Genomic DNA, 16001 nt, shown 5'->3' with positions numbered 1-16001 from the left:
CAGGCTGCAGCTTATACGTATTGAAACAGCGCCGGAGCGGATGCCCCGGCGCTGTTTCAATACTCCCTATATGCCCCTCCGCTAAAATACGCTAAGGATAATAATCAGCAAAATAAACAACACCAGTATGGTCGCCGTTGACGTTCTCAGACCTCCACTCATCTGAAGCCCTCCTTTCTTACGCACATGCCCAGCTTTGATTCCTCTACATCATATGCCTGTAGTCCCAAAAAAACTGGGCGAACGCACAATATGGGATTTATATGTAATAAAAAGTATTGTTAAATCTTCCACCCTGGCTTAAACTAGTAATAATTAACTATATCGGAGGGACTAATTTACTATGCCTTCATATTATTTCAAGGAAATTTGGACACCGCTGAGCTGGATAGGCATTAAGTTTTTCCGGGACGATGAAGGATTTCTGTGGATAAAGAGATGGTCTAATCCACGTAAGCGATTGCGCTGAATGTAGTGAGATAACGTCAAACAACCTTTTATCCGGCACAAGAGGAGCACCCCTGTCCTGCTGATAAAAGGTTGTTTGTTGTTACTGTCTGCTTCTGACTCCTGATCCTAAGATGCCGCCTCGAAGGTAATCCGGTTCTTCCCGCTCCGCTTGGAGATATACAGCGCTTCGTCTGCGAGCCGCAGGGTCAGGGCGGTATCTCCGCCGTCCGGAGTCCATACAGCAGCACCTACGCTGCAGCCCACACGCAACTCCTCGCCTTTGATCAGAATCGGCTGGTTGATCTTGCTGATAATCCGCGAAGCCACCACCTCCGCTTCCTTCATCGGTTTGCCCGCCGAGGTATTCAGAATAATTAAGAATTCATCCCCGCCCAGCCGGGCAACGATCTCATTGTCCCGCGTACAGTCCATCAGCCGGAAGGCAACCTCCTGCAGCAAGGCATCTCCAACCGCATGGCCGAAGCTGTCGTTCACTTTTTTGAAGCCGTCCAGATCCATGTACAAAAAGCTTAGCGTCGTCCGCTTCTGCTTGGCCTTACTGACCGCATGGGCCAGAAACTCATCCAGCGCTGCGCGGTTGGGCAAGCCGGTAAGCTTATCATGGAGCGCCATATCCGACATATAGCTTAGCTTGGTCTCTGTCTTGGTCAGGTTGTTCACCAGGCCCCGCAGGGAGGCTGACAGAATCGCCACATCCTTGAACCGGGTAGAAGCCGGGATCTCCACATCGGCGCCGGAGCTGAGCAGGTCGGCTGTACGGGTGATATCCCTCAGCGGGCGGCTGATCCACGAGGCCAGCAGCCAGCCGATTAGTGCGAAGACTGCTGCGGTCAGCAGACCGCTGATCAATATGAAGCGTTCAAGCTGATGGACCGAGGCAAAAGCGATGTCTGCCGGCTGACGGATCATGACCGTCCAGCCAAGGCCCGGATAGTTCAAGTAACCATCGCCATAAGCGTATCCCGTTAGATAGGAGTCACGGCCCCGCTCCTGTTCAATCACGTAGGAGTTCTTGCCGCTGCGGGCCTGCTGCAGAACCGCATCCGTCATTCTTTTACCGGTGAGCGCTTCAGGTCCCAGCAGAATGGTATCATCCTTCTTGCTGACCACGAACACCTCCACACCCTTAAGCCGTTCCTTGAGCGGATTCACAATGGAGGCCTCGACCTCGCGTGACCACTCCCAGCTAAGATGTGCCGCCAGCACACCGCTTGTCTGTCCTTGCTTGTCCATGACCGGCACGCTCACATCAACAAACTGCAGCGCTTCTCCCGTCGGGGCAGGCAGCAGCTTAGAGAGCAGCACTGCATCGTGGACATCCCCGACGAAGGTTCCCTTAAGCGCCTGCTGAAAAACCGGCCTCTGGCTGATATTCGTTCCTTGTAGAATCCGATCCGTGGAAGCAACTACATTCCCTGTCTTATCCAGAAAACCTACCCAGGTGAATACTGGAAGACTCTTCTTCAGCTGATTCAGCAATCCGCCAGCTTCTGCCGGTTCCACAGGCTCCTGAAAAGCATTAAGCTTACTCAAAACTTCTATTTCACCGGAACGTGACCACATGAACTGATCCAGCTTCTCGGACATTTGGTTGGCCTCTGCGGCCAGGGAGCTGCCGATACCGACTTCCACAGAAGTGGTGGAGCGGTTGCCGATCACATAGCTGAGGATAGCCGTGAGCAGAATGATAATAACCGCAAATGCTGTTGAAAATAAAGTGCGAAGACTTAATGACATGTAAACTCTCCTCTTCCGATGACCTTGTTCATGCTTCCGACCACTGAAGATATCTTGCGGCAACATGTCGAAACGGGTCGATATTTCTTTATCGGAAGAGTCCGGCAGAAATATAATACAGCTTCCGGCACACAGCCGTTTTTTCTTGAGCCGTTACCCTACCTTCGCTCCCATAGAGCGGGCCAGCAGCACTGCCTGCTCCACATCCAGACGCACCCCTTTGAGATCCAGACTCTTCAGGTCAATCCCTTCCAGCTTGGCGTCACGCAGATCCGCCCCTGCAAGCTTGCACTTTGCAAGCTGAACCCGGCTTAAATCCGCTCCGCGCAGATCCGCCTTTTGCAAATCGCAGCCCTGCATATCGGCCTCGGTGAACCGGATGCCACGCAGATCCTGCCTGCTGAGGTTCAGATGGCGCAGATTCGTATAGGCCCAGTCCCCTCCGCTCAATGTGATTCCGTCCATATGGGCGTTGGCGAAATCCGATCCGACCATCTTGCAGTTCTCGAACTTCGCCACGAACAGATTCGCTCCGGTGAACTTGCAGTTGGTGAATGCGCCATCCGTGTGCAGCGAAGCATTCAGCAGGGCACCGGTGAAATCGCAATCGACAAACCGGCAGCCGCTGGAGGTCATCTCTTCCATCGAAGCTCCCTTGAAGGAGCAGCGCTCAAAGGTACAGCCGTTTATTTCTCCATCCTGCAGCGCCGCGTAATCGAAATTATGCTCATTAAACGTTTCATTATGAAATTGATACATGGTTTAAGCACCTCTTGATCTGGGTATTGGGCCAAAGATATGGTATAACATATACTATATTATTCTTTAAATATACTACTTTAGGAGATTGTCCAAGTGTAGCCGTTTCGATATAATAGCAAATAAAATCGCGGAGGTAAATGATGGATGACTCCAGCAGAAAAGAACCATTCCGATATGTAATGAACCAGCCCATCGATTGCTGGCTTGAGATTCCAGCCAGTAATTCGGGACCGGGAGCGGGAAAATTGACTGAAGGTATCCTGCTTGACCTTAGCCGCTCCGGCTGCAAGGTCCGCACCTCGCTGAACCTCCGCTTCACCGCAGGGGATACGAAGCTGATTATTCATTTTCAGCTGGCGGAAGAGAAGCTACAGTACGAAGGCAGTGTCCGCTGGGGCTGGATGTTTGGTTTGGGACAATACCAGTACGGGGTAAGGCTGGACCTGCAGGAAGACGAGGAAGAACAGCTGCTGCGGGAGCTGGAGCTCTGGACCAGCGGAAGAAGCGCGCAAGGCTTATAGCCATTCCTCTCCTTATGGATGCACACAAACGCAAGCAAGGCTGATGGGGAGCCTTGCTTGCGTGAAATAAGAACATCCCTTTATACTTCGATTCTTCTCCTCACCAGTGTAACCATTCCACAGATCATCAGGCAGACAGCCGCCACTTCAAACAGCAGCGCCCCTTGATTGATTGGAAGATATTTTATAGTGTAATCACTGCCGGACTGGAGTCTTCCAGGGTAGATCTCGAAGCTAAAGGCATTCTCCAAACTGATGAAATAGGTGTGGAAGAAAAACTTCTCCAGAAAACCGAATCCGTTCTCCAGCAGGACCAGAAGGACGATGCCAATCCAGATTCTCCCCTTCATTCGCAGACTCAAGGCTACTGTAAAGGAGAACATAACCATCACCATTAGAAATAAGGTGGACCAGTCCGCCTGAAGCAATGCCCTGAAGCCAACCGTCTGCAGATTTCCAGGCAGGAAATCCATCGTGTACAGCAGCTTGTAGATCCCCAGATGGGCCAGACCGAGGAGGATCACTACCCCGGTCAGCAGCAGCGCCAGCAGCATGGGCGACAGGACCGTCTGCAGCGCAGTAACCGGCAGAAGCCGCCGTTGATAGGATTTAAGATTACGGAAATATCCGGTAACCGTTATAAATATCATTGCGATGGCCAGTATACAGTACACAGCCAGATTCAGAGACGCCAAGTCCGCGTCTATCTTTGCACTGGAGATCCACAGCCCGGCCTGAGCGAGCAACGCAATGACGATGAAGACGAGAATGCGTTCTTTGCGGCGTTTAAGATCATATTTCAATAGCTTCAGCATTCGGCAAACACCTCTCTGAACAGCTCATCTACGCTCTTCCCGTGCTCTTGTCTAAGCTCCTCCACCGGACGATGCAGCACAATCTCCCCATCCTTCAGGAAAATCACCTCATCAAAGATCCGCTCGATATCCGTCACCAGATGGGTGGAGAGCAGAATACTGCTGTCCTCCTCATAGAACTCCATCAGCGCATTCAGAATCTTGGTCCGCGCCACCGGATCAACGCCTCCTATCGGCTCATCCAGCAGATATAATCGGGCCCGCCGGGAGAGGGCTAAGGTCAGCTGCAGGCGTTCATTCATCCCTTTGGATAACGTCCGCACCTTATCCGCTGTGCGCAGCTTCATGAAATCCAGCATCCGCAGTGCCTTGGCCTGATCGAAATCCGGGTAGAAATCCTGCTGGAATCTCAGAGAATCTCCAATATTCATCCATGACTCTGTGACCGGCACATCCGGCATGAAGGAGACGAGCTTCTTACTCTCTACGCCCACGGGTACGCCAAGGACCGAGATCCGGCCCGAGCCGGGCCAGGCGAGTCCTGAGATCAGCTTCATGAGCGTGCTTTTGCCGCTGCCGTTGCTTCCCAGAAGACCGGTGATGGTGCCGCTGCCCAGCTTGAAGGAGACCTGATTCAACGCCTGTCTGGCACCGAATTGTTTGCTTACATTCTGAATATCAAGTATATCATCCACTCTTCTTACTCCCCCTGTCCCTGGTCCCGCTGATGAATGCTCTCTGCTACTGCAGTTAGAATATCTTCGCCCTGGAAGCCGAGCTCCTGCATTCCGCGGATAAAACGGTCCAGCACATCCTGTGCCATCTCCTTCTTAACGGTCAGAATCGTCTCTTCGCTTCCGGTCACATATCTGCCCATGCCGCGGCGGGTCTCCACGATGGTCTCACGCTCCAGTTCCTGAAATGTTCGTTGCACGGTATTCGGGTTAATCTGCAGTTCAGCGGCCAATTCACGGACAGAGGGAATCTTATCTCCAGGCTTCAGCTTGCCGGTGATAATCTCTCCTTTGATGTAATTCATGATCTGGAGATAAATCGGCTGGTTATTATCGAATTCGATTCCCATCAAGCAACATCCCTGCGTCTGAAGACGGCAAAGCCTGCAAGCAGGAACAGCGTCATGTAGATGCACAGCAGGATAATGGAGAAGGTCAGTGTCATTCCCTGCATCGGCGCACCGCCATCCTGGTAGGCTGCGAGATTAAGATTAGGGAACAGCACATATTTGTAGAATTCACGGGAAATGACCAGCTTGTCGATGGTGGTGGCGAAGATGGTCGCCCCAATGGTTACACCCGTCGACTTTGTCAGAATCCCCAGCATGAAGCCAATCGTGGCGTAGACGGTACAGTACACAGTTGAATACAGCAGCGAAGCAAGGATCGCGCCTATTCCCGCTTCCCCTCCGCTGAGTCCGAAGAAGACCGCTCCTGTGAGGAACAGCGCAACCGCTGCAACTACTTGCATGCTAAGTGTATACAGCAGTACAGTTAGATATTTGGAGGCCAGGATTGCGGTGCGGCTGCGGGCACGGATCAGCAGAAATTTGATCGTGCCTTGGCTGTATTCTCTGGATACAATCCCCGCCGTTCCGACGATGACCAGAATGGCCAGAATCTGACCGATGCCTCTGGGCTGAAGAGAATCTGCCGTAAAGTCCGCCGCTGAAGCATAGATATCCGTAGCAAATGTACGTGTGATATAGCCCACTGCCAGCGACAGCACCAGCAGAATGATATAAGGAATGATATTGCTGCGTTTCTTCGATATTTTGAGCCATTCATTCAGCACAAGCAGATTAAATTTACGCAATGCGGTTGCCCCCTGTCCATTTCAGGAAATCTTCTTCCAGACTTTGTCTGTTCTCAGTAATCCGGTAAATCCCTACCTTGGCTTCGCTAAGTGCCGCCACCAGCTCCGGTACGGCTTCATCCGGCAGCTGCACATGCAGCTCGGAACGGGCCTCATCCGTTCCTGTGACCTTGACGCCCTGCAAGGCTGCGGCCACAGTCCGTGCAGCTTCAAGCTTATCTACCCGGATCGCAAGCGCTACCTCACTCCGCGCCTCCGGTGCTTCCGTAAGCTGTGTCACCGTTACAAGCTTGCCGTTCTGAATAACCACCGCCCGGTGGCAGATCTGTTCAATCTCAGCCAGCATATGACTGGAGATTAGAATGGCAATGCCCTCTACCTCTGCTATTCTGCGCATATAATCGCGCATCTCACGGATACCGGCGGGGTCCAGCCCGTTGGTCGGTTCATCCAGTATGAGCAGCTTCGGTGAGTGCAGCAAGGCCTGAGCGATCCCCAGACGCTGGCGCATCCCGAGTGAGTAAGCCCGAACCTTCTTATTCATCGCCTCCTGCAGCCCCACCAGCTCCACAACCTCCTTGATCCGCGAGACCCCGGCTCCATCACTCATGCGTAAATATTGCAGCAGGTTGTCGTACCCGGTCATATGCGGATAGAACTCAGGATTCTCAATGATCGCCCCGATCTGTGAGATCGCCTGCTTGAATTCCTTCCGGATGCTGTGTCCATGAATCAGAACATCCCCTCCGCTCATGCGGATCAGTCCGGTCATCATCCGGATGGTGGTTGTTTTGCCGGCACCGTTTGGTCCCAGCAGACCGACAATCTCTCCCTTCTGAATCTTGAAGCTCAGATTATCTACAATCGCCTTACCTTTAATCATTTTACTGACGCCCTGCATTTCCAGTACGGTTGGTTCTTGTGCCGGGCCAGACGGCCCCTGAGCCTTATTAGCAGTTGAATTCATGACAGCCTCCTTGTGCGGATCGGTATAGGTGGAGTATTCCACGGGTTGTTGCTGAGCTGGAACGTGTGTTACTGAGCTGAAACATGTGTATTTTTCTACGTTGTATTGGTGTGTTAGTTAAATAGTACACTAGGTATTTCGGTTTGTAAAGCAGGTTTGTGAAAAATTTCCTGAAGCTGTATGTAAACAGGCTATCCGTGCAGGGGTTCTAACCATACCAGTCTCTATCAGCATACATAGAATAGTATTGCAGGTGGCAGTATCATGCTGCTTTTGCCAAAACCGCTTCAAGGAGGAATACACATGAATAAAGAGGTTCATATCTCTCAGACTTATCCAAGACTCACAGTGTACAGTGAAGAAAACTTCCGGGGAAGAAGCAGAATCTACAGAGGCAATCTTGGCATCCGCAATACGGACAATATTCTGGATGGCATCGAAAGCCTCCGCTTCTTCTCCACCAGCAGCAATGCTACACTCGTCCTGTTCAGCAGAACCCGGTTCAGAGGCAGCTTCCGCGTGCTCCGCGGCAACCACAGCATCCGCGATCTGGATGATTTCATCTCCGGCAATGACGTAGAATCGATCATCTCTACCAACCAGAGACTGACGCTGGACCAGATCCGCCGTATCCGCAGCAGCGGGGAGCTCCCTGCAGGCTACCGCTTAATCTAACAGAACACGCACGCTGAACAGGGCACCCTCTGGTAATCGCCCAGCCGGAGTGTGCCCTGTTTGTCATTTAATTGTCTTGATTAACGTACTTTTCACACAACTAATTGATTTCTTTTTCGTTAAAGTTATAGGGGGGTGAGATCATGCGGAGTATTTGCTTTTCCGTTCTGGTATCTATTTTTCTGATAAGCGGATGTAACAACCCAACCGGAGAACGAAACATAAACATGAATTACAGCTTCAAAGAACCACATCTTTTTCCGTTTGAGATCGATGACGTTCGTACTGAAATCGCAGTGGATAACCCTAATGTGCTTCAACAGTATGTTTTTCATTATAAAAACAAGCAGACCCTGCAAGAAATAAGATACATCCTAAGTAAGGATATGAGTGCACCGGAGAAAATTTCTATTCAAGGCAAGCAACGCTTAGAACTTGATAATGGAAAAGAAGCATACTATGACGAAGACGAAACTACTCAATCCATCTGGTGGGAAGAGGAGAACGGCTTTTTGGCGCGATTTGTATATTATATCAACGGAAATCTAGATCCAATCCACACTGATAAATTAGAGGTTTCCGCCTTTATAGACTTAGCTAATCAAATTCAATAGGATCTTCAGACCACATCACCTGGACGGTAGTATATCCTGTGAAACCTAGCATGACACAAGGAGGACCAGCAGAACATGAATCCATTGGATATCCATCCATCAGCGTTGTACGGGCGGGTTCAGTCCGACATTGGCCCCTTTCAGGTCTTGGAGAATTACAGGCAGAATAGTGCGAGAACCGGGGTTTGGAAGCTGTACTCCGATCAGGACTCTAACTATTATTACTTAAAAACATACAGCCGCAAACAGAGATGGCACCCGGAAGTCTATGCATACCGTCATTGGGTTTGTTACTTGAAGCCATATGTGCCTGAGTTAGTCGCTGCTTACGAGGGTGAGGGGTGGCAGGCCATACTAATTACTGCAATCGACGGGTCCATTATGAGAGAGACAGCACTAAGCCCGAGTGCTGCTGATGCTGCTTTTTATAAGGCTGGTGAATTAACAAAGATTCTGCACCTTTCACAGGCAGGCCAATGGTTTGGCCGCCCCGATCAATACGGAAACCCGATAGAGCTAAGTCACAACGCTGACCCGGTGCAGTATGTTGCCGATACCATTCAGGATTTAACTTCTCAGTGTGTTAATGAGGGGCTGGTGCAAGCCGATGAATTAAGTTTAACCGACTGGGCACTTCAGAATGTTCATATCCTACGGCATAGCGCACCTGTGCCTATAAGCTGGGACTCTACGCCAGGCAACTGGCTGGTGAATGACCAGGGGATTTTGACGGGAATGATCGACTTCGAGAATATGTTATGGGGGCTGGCCGTGGACAACTTCTCCATTCTGTTCGCCAGATATTTCATAGATCATCCGTCTGCCAGAGATGCCTATTTTGCAGGATATGGACCTGAAGTGCTTAAGAACCAAACTGCTGAAATACAAATATGCTGCATCAAAATGGCCCTCGGCGATATCTGCTGGGGTACTCACCATCATCAACCTGAGGTCGTCCGATCAGGCAGAGAGCTTATGAATAGAATACATAATCAGCAGCTTTTCCTGTAAGGAAGCTTCCCGCCTACATCGCAGCTACCTCTGCCGCCAGCTCCCTCACCTGCTGCTGCAGGACATTTACCTCATCGGTCCCTTCCCAGTAACGGGTGACAAAATGCAGGAACACATCTATCTTACGCAGGAGCATAAGCACCGGAATAGCCGCCAGTTCTTCGGGAGTCAACGTGACCATGCGATTATAACCCCTCCAGAAATCACGAATGATCCTCTCCGATTCCTCATAACTGAGCAAGGCCGACAGAATTACAGCAGCATCCATAACCCGTACATCCCTGGTGCAAAATTCAAAATCCAGCAGCGCCTTCACCCGGGTAGTATCCGCTCCATCCACCAGCAGGTTGGAAGCATTCAGATCTCCGTGCACCAGCTGATGCGGCAGGCTCTGAAGCTGTTCCAGCGAGTCAGCCACATTGTCGTAGGCCTCCACTAATAGGGTCAACTCCGGGATCAGCTCCTTCAGAGACTCAGGCGGGTCTGTCAACAGACCATGCAGCGCTTCACGGGTGCACAGCGGATAGGAGGTCCGCAGCTCATAGTATGGACGGTATACGGCCGGGATGCCCGTATCTATCTCAGCTAGTGCAACGGACAAGTTGCCTGCCGCTTCTCCAAAAGACTCATAATAATCCGAAGCTTGTCCGGACGGGGATTCGCCTTCAATATAAGCAAACAAGCAGGCGAATTTCCCGCTGTCTTCGAGCTGAACCAAGGTCTCTCCACTTGCAGTACGGATCGGAAGAGGTGTACTGAACGGCAGACCTGCACCGGCCAGCTTCAGGAGGACCGTATGCTCGAATTCTATTTTGTTCCTGTCCTTATGTGTGTCGTAGATCCGCAGTACCGCGCGGCGCTCCCCGCCCTCCACGAAATAAGTGGTGTTATTCCAGCCCCCGCTCCGTTTGCGCAAGGTCCCCTTCCATTCAGGCCAGACCTGACTCACGATGGCCTCCATAGGCTTATGCCCCTTTCGACGAATAGGTTATGTATCCAGCCATTGTAGAATCAGATCAGGACCGTGTCAAATGCTTAGACTGGCGGAGCGGTTATGCGGAGATGCAATAATCAGCTATAATAACTCCATATCATACTTGAACCTTGTAAAGGATGGGATGCATGTGGATTCAACCGTAACCAAACGCTGGCTGCTCTCCAGACTCTATGAACCGGAACAGACCATCGTAGACTGCCGGTTCACCTTGGGCAAGCCTCAGGAGGGCAAAGAACGTTATAATAAAGAGCATATTCCAGGCGCGGTCTATCTCGATTTGGAACTCGACCTGTCTGCTCCTGTAGGCGGGCATGGCGGACGACACCCTCTTCCCGACACGCAAGTGCTGGCATCCCGGCTATCCAAGCTCGGAATCGGCAACCACTCGCGTATTGTGGCCTACGATGATGAGAACGGCATGAATGCCGCCCGTCTGTGGTGGCTGCTGCGCTACCTCGGGCATGAGCAGGTCTTCATTCTGGAGGGCGGCTTCAGCCAGTGGAAAGAGGGCAATTATCCGGTGACGGATCATCAGCCGGTTCGCGTGCCCAGCTCGTTCGTAGCAAATGTCCAGCCGCAGATGCTGGCGGGGGTTGATGAGGTGCGGGAGGTTTCGGAGCAAACGGTACGTGCCGGCACAAGTGCTGGCGCTATTGACGGCACGGATGCACCAACTGAGGTCCAGACAAATGATGGCACTGGTGTATCATCCTCACCTGGCGCTCTACCGGTTCTGATCGACTCCCGCGCGAATGACCGCTATCGCGGTCTTAACGAGACCTTGGACAAGAAGGCGGGGCATATCCCTGGCGCGCTCAACTTTTTCTGGAAAGATACGCAGAATGCAGACGGCAGCTTCAAGAGCGCCGATGAACTTGCGGAGCATTTTGCCGGACTGGATAAAGACCGCGAGATCATCGTCTACTGCGGCTCCGGCGTAACCGCCTGCCCGAACATCCTGGCCCTTGAGAAGGCTGGATTTAAGAATGTGCGGCTGTATGCGGGGAGTTGGAGTGACTGGATTAGTTATGAGGAGAATCCGGTGGCGGCGGGAGACGAGTAAAAGCTGATAGACCGCGCCGGACGCGGGTTTTGGGGCTGTGTCAGGTTGCCGGGAGGCAGGCTGCTCACGGCCCTTTTTTGGCATTTTCGCTCAACAGCCTGCAAACAAGATCCCTAAGAAAGTAATAAATCACAAGTCCCCGCGCGGTTCCCGAGATATACAAGTTAGTAATTTGAAGATTGACAATGAGCCGTGTCTAATCTAAAATAATCACAGCGGATTAGTATGATTTAATTCATTATAAACTAAACTTCAAAAGGAGACTTAAAAAATGGCCGCTCTCCAAACCTTTAAAGCATCTGCGCATTTGCAAGACGGAGTCCAAGTGAAAGTAACATCCCGAAGCTTTGAGTTTATTATCGACGAGCCCAAAAGCTTGGGCGGAACCGATACCGGAATGAATCCGGTCGAAGCTTTGTTGGCCTCGCTGGGAGCATGTCAGTCTATCGTGGCCAGAGTGTATGCGCCTAAATTCGGCGTGAACCTCAAGGATTTCTTCGTGGATGTAGAAGGCGATCTTGACCTGGATGGTTTTTTTAACAGGTCGGAGGTACGTCCGGGCTATTCTGACATTCGGTATACATTCCGAATCAAAACAGATTCGCCCAAAGAACAGGTTGAAGAATTTGTACGATTCCTGGAAAGCAAATGTCCAGTTGGAGATACCCTCGCATATCCGGTTAATCTCAAGCTGGACAGCATTATCATCGAAAGCTAAGCGCCGATAAGAACCGGGAAGCCGCGTCGGACGCGGGCTTGGGGGCTGGAAAAGGTTAGGAGGAAGTGATCTTTCCCGGCCCTCTTTGGGCTTTCCGCCAACAACTTGCAAACGTTCCGGGTTAGCAGCCCCCACTCCCCATTCGTCAGTCCCACCTAAGACCGGTCCGGTACCTTTCACTACAGCTTGGTCAGCACATGTGCGCTCACAATGTAATCCCTGTCTTCGTATTCGTCATGGACGAACTCCCACAGCAGCGAAAACCTTAATTCAACTTTATAGAGCCGCATAATTTGCGGATGAACGTGGACAAATGCCCCCGGAAGACACAAGCCTAGTTTAGCCAGCTCCGGCAGATGCTCGTAAATCAAGTCCAAGTTTTCACGGAGATTACCTCCCGTCAGCTCCAGCGTCTTAAAAGTAGCCGGGCTGGTATAGCCGGTTGTTTTCATGTGCTGCAGCAGCAGAGTATCGGTTAAATGGACAATCACCCCGTCCGATGCCAGAAGGCCCCGCAAAGATTCAAAGATATTGATATGAATCCGTTCAAGCAGTCGATCCAGCTGAGCGCTGAATTCTGGCGTATGGGCAACCTTATTTTTCTTCCGGTAAAAAAAAGCTGAGATGAGCTGCGTCGTGAAGCATAAATTCATGACCACGTCAAAAGGAGGGTGCAGCGGCGAGAAATCCACGCTTGGCCGTAAATCGTCAACCTTTTCTTTCAAATCATCCAGCGAAGACACTTCCGTTCCTACTCCGGTCAGATCAATGATTGCTAGTTCGTATTTTTCCGGGTGCGCCGACTTGGCCAGAAAGCGGTCAAGCGCTTTTCCATCAATATCGACGATCGTGATCCGTTCAAATATAGACTCGATGTACGAGATGGGCACATCGTTTCCGTTCCCTGCTCCGAGTAATAAAATATGCCCGCGCCCGCAGCGGTTATGCTCCAGAGTTTGCTCCAGAACTTGCCGGATCTGATCCCGGTAGCCCCCCCAGTGCTGCCAGTCATGCTGGGTAGAGTCGTTTCGGAGGATGTTGGCTTTACGGAATTTGACGTAAGGAACATTGACTTTTCTCTTAAATGGATTCATATCGAGATTCACCTTTTCTATCTAGAATATTACTGAAATTATCCATCACGCGAGGATGCTTGTAAATTAATACTGGAGTCCGTCCCAAAAAGGTTTGCCGTGAATTGAAACGTGTTACTACGATAGATTAAAGAATAGTAAAAGTAAAGTGCCCGCATTTGCGCGGGCTCTTTGTGCTGGGATAATATAGGTGAAGAGTTCATATAACTGGCATCTGTGCCAATGCCATTTCTTATAATGACGTTAACAACATTGTTTACTGTTTTCTCTCCTCCAAAATGAACAACAAGACTATGTGTCATACAGTAAATGTTTTATACTATGTATAATGCACTATTACGTTTCACGACAGCTGGAGTGACTGGATTAGTTATGAGGAAAATCCGGTAGCTACGGCACAAGAAACCTAAGGCTTGGAGACCGCTGCCCGAGGCATCTTAAATTGCCTAACCTGGGGGGCAGGCAATGCCTATGGCAGTGTATTTTGGTATGTAAAGGAGTTAGACGATGGAGATTCAGCGCTGTACCTATCCTCCGCTTCAACCCGATCCCGGCAAGCTGCTTGTGATCCGCGAACTGCCGCAGCCGTCAAGAACCCGGGAGAACTCACAGCCCCGGTTAATCGCTCTGAACGAGCACCTGCAGCTATGGCAAATTGATCTCATATCCGGCTGTACCACCGCTGTGGCGGATATTCATCTGCCAGACTTTCATCCGGAGCATCCGGTGCAGCTAGTCATTAGCCCCTGCGGACAAGCAGCCGCTGTGAGCAACCGGTTCGGACGTTATGCCACCGTGGTCTCTCTGAAAACCGGTCATACGCTGCTGGACCTAAGCCGGGGAACCTATCATTTCAGCGTATCCACCTATCCGCTTGCTTTTGCTGAACGCGGACAGGACTTGGTTCTTATTCACGGTGTGGATTGGAACCGGCTGGAGCTTACTGTTGTTCTGCCTGAAGCCGGGCCAGTTGCTGCTGATATAAGCCTTACCGAAGCAAGCTCTGATGTGCAGGAAGACGATTTGGACTATTTTCACGGGCAGCTTCATGTCTCTCCAGATCATACTTACATCGCGGAAACCGGATGGGCATGGTCGCCGACCGGCATCACCCGGGTATGGAAACTCTCGAATGGGGCTCAGAATAAACCTGCAACGGGAGGAGGCGAGCAGTTGAACGCGATCTGGACCCCGCTGATTGATTGGGATCTGCCAATGGTATGGCTGGATAACGAACGGCTGGCGGTATGGGGGCAGATCGATAGAGAGATGGTAGATGAAGAAGATTGGCAGGAAGAAGGAATTCGTCCAGCCATTCTGGTCTACAATGCGGCCCAAAAGAGCAGAGAGCTTGTCCTGACAGACCTGCCTAATTTTATCATGAGTTCCAATACGGAAGATGTATTTATACACCCACAGGCACAGTTGGCTGCATCATATTCCGGCAGACTATTCGCCTGGGGAACCGGTTTGCCCCTATATTGCTGGAACCTGCCGGATCTGCAGCCGCAGATGTATGAATTTCCGGTTCAACCAGACTTGTATCATAGGCAAGCCGATCTGTTCCTGCGTATCAGTGAGGGAAGACTTGAAGCGTGGCGCTGTGTGTAGGGCTTGAGTAGCCTTGTGAGGAGGAAATCAATGGAGACGCTCTACGATCGTCTACATCAATTAGATGGAAATGACCTGCGGTTTTTCTTTTACAACTTATTAAAAACAGTAGATCATTATCAAACGAACGGCAGTATGGAAGAAAGAAAGTTAGCAGAAGGACTCCTTACTATCGTGCAAAATCATATTGAGGCGGTTCACAACCATAAACGGCAAATAGATGAACTCCAACAATATGTTTATCTTGTTTTCAGTCTCTCTGATGCAGGTTCATTAAAAGTAGCGCTAAGTAAAATCGGCAAGCGGGAGCTTTGCCAAGTCTTGGCATTCAATGAATTGTTCTCAGTTGGACCCATAACTAACTTGGATACGGAAACTGGACAGCAGAATAGGTTAGTTTGGTTGACGGAAAACGATGAAAACGTCAGCTATAACCCCGAGCATCAGCTTGATAGAATAGTAGAGGCTGTAAAGAATATTCCCGAAAATAAAACCATTGTCATTTGGTGCGCGGATAACGCACATGATCAAACAGGCTTACGTTTCGTAATGCATTTGTTAAGAGACCGGAAACAGCCGGTTAATGTTGTTAATGTGACAGAGCTCTTTAATACTATAGGCAATCATAACAAAGAAGAATTCAAACCTTATTGGAGTAGTTTAATCGATAGAGAACATTTTCAGATCATCGTTAAAAAATATTATGAAGGTGTTCCTCTTGATCCTAGTCAAAGAAGACGGTATGAATCAGAATGGCTAATGCTCTCAAGTGAGAATCATGTGCTCCGTTTGTGGAAGGAGCGTTCTGTGAAAGGCGCTGAGGAATCTGCACTGGACGAAATGATCATTAGTTCCGTCATTGAACTAGAGCAAGAACAAGATGAGAATGGCTTTATTAACGCGGGGAGTGTAGTCGCTAGAATATTTGATACTTCGCACCAATTCGTAGGGTGTCCATTTATTACCAATAGAATTTGGAGCTTAGTTAACCAAGGAGTTTTAGAGTTTTGCGGACTGCCAAGAGCCTTGCATCAGTTCTCTGTTAAACTCGGCACGCGTAAGAAAACTATAGCACCCTGAGAAGAAGCAGCCGAAGTCTTCGGCTGCCTATTCAG

Annotated in this window: 18 protein-coding genes; 8 read left to right on the top strand and 10 right to left on the bottom strand. The window is 50.3% G+C overall.

From position 1 onward, the window contains the following. Positions 1–81 precede the first annotated feature (81 nt). From NSS83_RS01290 to NSS83_RS01280, 3 genes are all read right to left on the bottom strand, one after another. Entirely contained in the window at positions 82–162 is an 81-nt protein-coding gene (locus NSS83_RS01290) for a YjcZ family sporulation protein (protein ID WP_245368211.1), read from the bottom strand. A 414-nt stretch (positions 163–576) separates the two neighbouring features. Then, positions 577–2208 carry a diguanylate cyclase gene (locus NSS83_RS01285; RefSeq protein ID WP_341186123.1) on the bottom strand — a complete coding sequence of 544 codons (1632 nt, stop codon included), beginning with the start codon at positions 2206–2208 and terminating at the stop codon, positions 577–579. A gap of 153 nt (positions 2209–2361) precedes the next feature. After that, positions 2362–2967 carry a pentapeptide repeat-containing protein gene (locus NSS83_RS01280; RefSeq protein ID WP_341186124.1) on the bottom strand — a complete coding sequence of 202 codons (606 nt, stop codon included), beginning with the start codon at positions 2965–2967 and terminating at the stop codon, positions 2362–2364. 248 nt (positions 2968–3215) lie between these two features. Between NSS83_RS01280 and NSS83_RS01275 the strand changes: the two genes are divergently transcribed. Further along, positions 3216–3491, top strand: coding sequence for a PilZ domain-containing protein (locus tag NSS83_RS01275; RefSeq protein ID WP_235218399.1), 276 nt, complete (start codon positions 3216–3218; stop codon positions 3489–3491). An 80-nt stretch (positions 3492–3571) separates the two neighbouring features. Here the strand turns inward: NSS83_RS01275 and NSS83_RS01270 are convergent, their stop codons facing one another. The 5 genes from NSS83_RS01270 to NSS83_RS01250 are packed head-to-tail and all read right to left on the bottom strand — an operon-like array spanning position 3572 to position 7103. Continuing rightward, positions 3572–4306, bottom strand: a complete 735-nt coding sequence (locus NSS83_RS01270; protein WP_341347520.1) for a hypothetical protein — start codon at positions 4304–4306, stop codon at positions 3572–3574. Beyond that, complete coding sequence (locus NSS83_RS01265) at positions 4300–5001, bottom strand: ABC transporter ATP-binding protein (protein WP_341186126.1); 702 nt, start codon at positions 4999–5001, stop codon at positions 4300–4302. The genes NSS83_RS01270 and NSS83_RS01265 overlap by 7 nt, the downstream gene beginning before the upstream one ends. Before the next feature lie 5 nt (positions 5002–5006). Further along, positions 5007–5390 carry a GntR family transcriptional regulator gene (locus tag NSS83_RS01260; RefSeq protein WP_341186127.1) on the bottom strand — a complete coding sequence of 128 codons (384 nt, stop codon included), beginning with the start codon at positions 5388–5390 and terminating at the stop codon, positions 5007–5009. Next, positions 5390–6136 carry an ABC transporter permease gene (locus tag NSS83_RS01255; protein ID WP_341186128.1) on the bottom strand — a complete coding sequence of 249 codons (747 nt, stop codon included), beginning with the start codon at positions 6134–6136 and terminating at the stop codon, positions 5390–5392. Before NSS83_RS01255 ends, NSS83_RS01260 begins: the two co-directional genes overlap by 1 nt. Continuing rightward, positions 6129–7103, bottom strand: a complete 975-nt coding sequence (locus tag NSS83_RS01250) for an ABC transporter ATP-binding protein (RefSeq protein ID WP_341186129.1) — start codon at positions 7101–7103, stop codon at positions 6129–6131. The genes NSS83_RS01255 and NSS83_RS01250 overlap by 8 nt, the downstream gene beginning before the upstream one ends. Before the next feature lie 303 nt (positions 7104–7406). On the opposite strand from NSS83_RS01250, the gene NSS83_RS01245 reads away from it, so the two are divergent. From NSS83_RS01245 to NSS83_RS01235, 3 genes are all read left to right on the top strand, one after another. After that, on the top strand, positions 7407–7778 hold the full coding sequence (locus NSS83_RS01245; RefSeq protein WP_341186130.1) for a hypothetical protein: 372 nt from the start codon (positions 7407–7409) through the stop codon (positions 7776–7778). Between the two features lie 227 nt (positions 7779–8005). Continuing rightward, on the top strand, positions 8006–8392 hold the full coding sequence (locus NSS83_RS01240; protein WP_341186131.1) for a hypothetical protein: 387 nt from the start codon (positions 8006–8008) through the stop codon (positions 8390–8392). A 75-nt stretch (positions 8393–8467) separates the two neighbouring features. After that, positions 8468–9403, top strand: a complete 936-nt coding sequence (locus NSS83_RS01235) for an aminoglycoside phosphotransferase family protein (protein WP_341347519.1) — start codon at positions 8468–8470, stop codon at positions 9401–9403. Between the two features lie 13 nt (positions 9404–9416). Here the strand turns inward: NSS83_RS01235 and NSS83_RS01230 are convergent, their stop codons facing one another. After that, positions 9417–10364, bottom strand: coding sequence for a phosphotransferase (locus tag NSS83_RS01230; protein WP_341186133.1), 948 nt, complete (start codon positions 10362–10364; stop codon positions 9417–9419). Between the two features lie 163 nt (positions 10365–10527). Between NSS83_RS01230 and NSS83_RS01225 the strand changes: the two genes are divergently transcribed. Next, complete coding sequence (locus NSS83_RS01225) at positions 10528–11463, top strand: sulfurtransferase (protein ID WP_341347518.1); 936 nt, start codon at positions 10528–10530, stop codon at positions 11461–11463. Positions 11464–11734: 271 nt separating this feature from the next. Further along, entirely contained in the window at positions 11735–12181 is a 447-nt protein-coding gene (locus NSS83_RS01220; protein WP_341186135.1) for an OsmC family protein, read from the top strand. Positions 12182–12360: 179 nt separating this feature from the next. Here the strand turns inward: NSS83_RS01220 and NSS83_RS01215 are convergent, their stop codons facing one another. Then, positions 12361–13275 carry a hypothetical protein gene (locus NSS83_RS01215; RefSeq protein WP_341186136.1) on the bottom strand — a complete coding sequence of 305 codons (915 nt, stop codon included), beginning with the start codon at positions 13273–13275 and terminating at the stop codon, positions 12361–12363. Between the two features lie 507 nt (positions 13276–13782). Here NSS83_RS01215 and NSS83_RS01210 point away from each other — a divergent pair. Both NSS83_RS01210 and NSS83_RS01205 read left to right on the top strand, forming a co-directional pair. Continuing rightward, a complete protein-coding gene (locus NSS83_RS01210; protein ID WP_341347517.1) occupies positions 13783–14886 on the top strand; it encodes a hypothetical protein in 1104 nt (367 codons plus the stop codon). Positions 14887–14916: 30 nt separating this feature from the next. Continuing rightward, positions 14917–15966 carry a DUF1835 domain-containing protein gene (locus NSS83_RS01205; protein ID WP_341347516.1) on the top strand — a complete coding sequence of 350 codons (1050 nt, stop codon included), beginning with the start codon at positions 14917–14919 and terminating at the stop codon, positions 15964–15966. Positions 15967–16001 lie beyond the last annotated feature (35 nt).

The sequence above is a fragment of the Paenibacillus sp. FSL H3-0469 genome (genome assembly GCF_038051945.1).
GTDB lineage: Bacteria > Bacillota > Bacilli > Paenibacillales > Paenibacillaceae > Paenibacillus_AQ.
Note: the sequence above shows the minus strand (reverse complement) of the source record. Positions and strands in the feature narration are given on the sequence as shown.